The organism is Rubricoccus marinus, from assembly GCF_002257665.1.
Lineage (GTDB): Bacteria > Bacteroidota > Rhodothermia > Rhodothermales > Rubricoccaceae > Rubricoccus > Rubricoccus marinus.
This window is the reverse complement of record NZ_MQWB01000001.1, coordinates 2,212,541-2,215,364: the sequence shown is the minus strand read 5'-3', so window position 1 is coordinate 2,215,364 and position 2,824 is coordinate 2,212,541. Positions and strand designations below refer to the sequence as shown.

Below are 2,824 nucleotides of genomic sequence, written 5' to 3'. Positions count from 1 at the left end.
AGGTAGCCGTCCGGGTCACGGTCGACCAGAATGCCGAGCTCGGCGAGGTCGCTGAGGTCCTCGTCGATCTCGCCGACGCGCTCCACGAGCTCGTCGTAGTAGGTCGTCGGGACGGTGAGGAAGTCGACGCCTCTGGCGCGGAGCTCGCCGACGGTCGCGAGGATGTCGTCCGTCGCGAGGGCGATGTGCTGCACGCCGCCTCCGCGGTAGAAGTCGAGGTACTCCTCGATCTGGGACTTCTTCTTGCCGTCGGCCGGCTCGTTGATCGGGAATTTGACCCGCTCGTTGCCGTTGCTCATCACCTTGCTCATGAGCGCGGTGTACTCCGTCGAGATGTCCGCGTCGTCGAACGAGATGAGGTTCTTGAAGCCCATCACGTCGGCGTAGTACTGGACGTACGTGTTCATCTCGCCCAGCGGCACGTTGCCCACGCAGTGGTCGACGTACTTGAGGCCGACCGGCTTCGACTGGAAAAACTCGTTCTCTACGGCGCGGTAGCCGGGGAGAAAGGGGCCGTTGTAGTTGGAGCGGTCCACAAACGTGTGGATCGTCTCTCCGTAGGTGCCGATGGCGCTCACGGTCACGCTGCCGTGCTCGTCCGTCAGCGTTTCCGGCTCGCGGACCGAGACGCCGCCTCTGGCGGTGGTCTCCTTGTACGCGCTCTCGGCGTCGTCCACCCACAGCGCGAGGTCCTTGACGCCGTCACCGTGGAGGTGGACGTGCTCGGCGATCTCGCCCTCGGGGCCCATCGGGGAGGTCAGCACAAAGCGGATCTTGCCCTGCGTGACGAGAAAGCTGGTGCGGTCTCGGTGGCCGGTTTCCGGGCCGAGGTAGGCGTCGATGCTGAAGCCCATGCAGTGCGCATAGAAAAGCGCGGCCTGCCGGGCGTTGCCGACGTAGAACTCGACGTAATCGGTGCCCTTCAGCGGGAGGAAGTCGTCGCCGGGTGCCACGGCGTCGGGCGCCGTGGTCAGGTCGGGGAGGCCGGAGCCGGGCATCGCGGCCTCGGTCTGGACGGCGTCAGCGATGTCCAGAACGGCGTCGCCAGCGGCGCCGTCGCCAGCGGCGTCTTTCTGTGTGGGGCGGTCTGGGGTGGTGCTCATGTCTTGTCTCCGGCGCATGCCGGGGTGCGTCGTACCGTCTGCGGGGGTGCGGGCGCGGTCCCGCCCTCGCTCCGGGCTGTTTCTAGATACGAAGCGCTTCCAGCTTCGTTTCCGCGCGCCGCCTCTGGCGGCACCGTCCTGGCGCGCGATCTTGCGGTCCCACCCTCACGCCCCATGCCTCAGTTCGAAGTCGAGACCGCCACCGGTAAGAGCCAGATCCTGCGCGCGAGAAACGTGGAGGATGCCGCCCACCGCGCGGGGTGGACGGACGCCACCGTCTCGCCAGAGGCCGACGTGCAAGGCTGGCGCGACGTGGTGGCATCTGGCGAGGCGGTGGGCCGCGTGCGCGAGCACAACCGCATGCGGTTCCGGCGTGACTGAGCGAGACCGGTCAGGCGTCTCGCTGGAGCCCCTGGCGCCGCGCCACGCCGAGGCGATCCAGCGCATCGCAGGTGACCCACGCGTGCAGGCGATGACGCTTTTGCCGGAGCCGTACCCGCCCGACGGCGCTGAGAGCTTTATCCGCTACGCCAGAGGCGCGTGGGGGCGCGAGTTCAACTGGGCGGTCGTGGCCGCGGGCGAAACCGTCGGGTGCGCCGCGCTCAAGGAGATCCACAGCGGGCAGGGCGATGTGGGCTACTACATCGACCCGGCGCGCTGGGGCAAGGGACTGGCGACACAAGCGGTGCGTGCCGTGTGTGCGTTCGCGTTTGAGGATCTCGGCCTCTGGCGCGTAACTGCTCACCCGCTCGCTGAGAACATCGCCTCGTGCCGCGTGCTGGAAAAGGCGGGGTTCGAGCTCGCGGAGGTGATCCGAAACCCGTTCGCAAAGTGGAGCCCGTTGGCGCGCGTCGCGCGCTACTGCCGAGAGGGACCGCGTTCGAGGTAGTGTCGTACTCAGCCGCCACTCTCCCGCGCTTCCATGCTCCAGTCCCTCCGCGCTGCCCTCGCCGACCGCCGGCGCCAGAGGCAGGCCGCTCGCGTCACGCCCGCGTGGGCCTCTCGCCGCGCCCGCGAGGGCGCCGCCTTTCTGGACAACGCCGACCCCGGCTGGGCCGACCGCGTCGACCCCCGGACTCTTGTTCTCGCGGACGGGCAGGCCTGTGTGTTGGGGCAACTCCACGGTGACTACCGCCGTGGCCTCTCGCGCTCGCGCGTGCTCGATCTCTCAAGTGCGCCCACGCGCTTCGTCTCGCCCGTCGATCTCGGCTTCCAAGCCTCTGGCGAGGGCGGGCAAGAGGCCGAGCGGTTGGACTACGCGTTCCTGACACGTGCGTGGCGGGAGGAAGTGCGCGCCCGTCGAGAGGGGCCTCTGGCGCCTGTGCATGGGGCTGGAACGGCGGCACGGATGGCCGGTTAGGCGCGCTCTCTCACTCTCCCGATTTTGCTATGGCCCTCGATTGGACCGACGATCAACAAGACACCTACGACGAGTTCCGAGACCTCGTCAACATGCAGCCCAAGGAGTTGGAGGAGTGGCTCGATACCGACGAGTCGAAATCGGTCGGTGACGCGGACTCTGGGGAGTCCACCGGCCACCGCTCGGGGCGCCACATCCTGCGGATTAAGGACAAGAACAAAGACGAGTTGACCCAAGACGACCTCGACCACATGTCCAAAGTCAACGGCTACATCAAGCGCCACAAAGCCCAGACCCCGGACGGCGACGTGAGCGAGACCAACTGGCGCTACTCGCTGATGAACTGGGGCCACGACCCCTG

Annotated in this window: 5 protein-coding genes; 4 read left to right on the top strand and 1 reads right to left on the bottom strand. The window is 67.6% G+C overall.

The features are described 5' to 3' along the window. Positions 1-998, bottom strand: a 998-nt coding sequence (gene hppD / locus BSZ36_RS09420; protein WP_094551267.1) for a 4-hydroxyphenylpyruvate dioxygenase, incomplete at its 3' end; no start/stop codon positions are given. Between the two features lie 279 nt (positions 999-1,277). Here hppD and BSZ36_RS19380 point away from each other — a divergent pair. The 4 genes from BSZ36_RS19380 to BSZ36_RS19370 all read left to right on the top strand — a co-directional run. Continuing rightward, positions 1,278-1,484, top strand: coding sequence for a hypothetical protein (locus tag BSZ36_RS19380; RefSeq protein ID WP_179271114.1), 207 nt, complete (start codon positions 1,278-1,280; stop codon positions 1,482-1,484). Further along, positions 1,477-1,992 carry a GNAT family N-acetyltransferase gene (locus BSZ36_RS19375; protein WP_179271113.1) on the top strand — a complete coding sequence of 172 codons (516 nt, stop codon included), beginning with the start codon at positions 1,477-1,479 and terminating at the stop codon, positions 1,990-1,992. The genes BSZ36_RS19380 and BSZ36_RS19375 overlap by 8 nt, the downstream gene beginning before the upstream one ends. A gap of 33 nt (positions 1,993-2,025) precedes the next feature. Further along, positions 2,026-2,463 carry a hypothetical protein gene (locus tag BSZ36_RS09410; protein ID WP_094548263.1) on the top strand — a complete coding sequence of 146 codons (438 nt, stop codon included), beginning with the start codon at positions 2,026-2,028 and terminating at the stop codon, positions 2,461-2,463. Between the two features lie 29 nt (positions 2,464-2,492). Continuing rightward, on the top strand, positions 2,493-2,824 hold a 332-nt coding region (locus BSZ36_RS19370), incomplete at its 3' end, for a DUF3140 domain-containing protein (protein WP_094548261.1).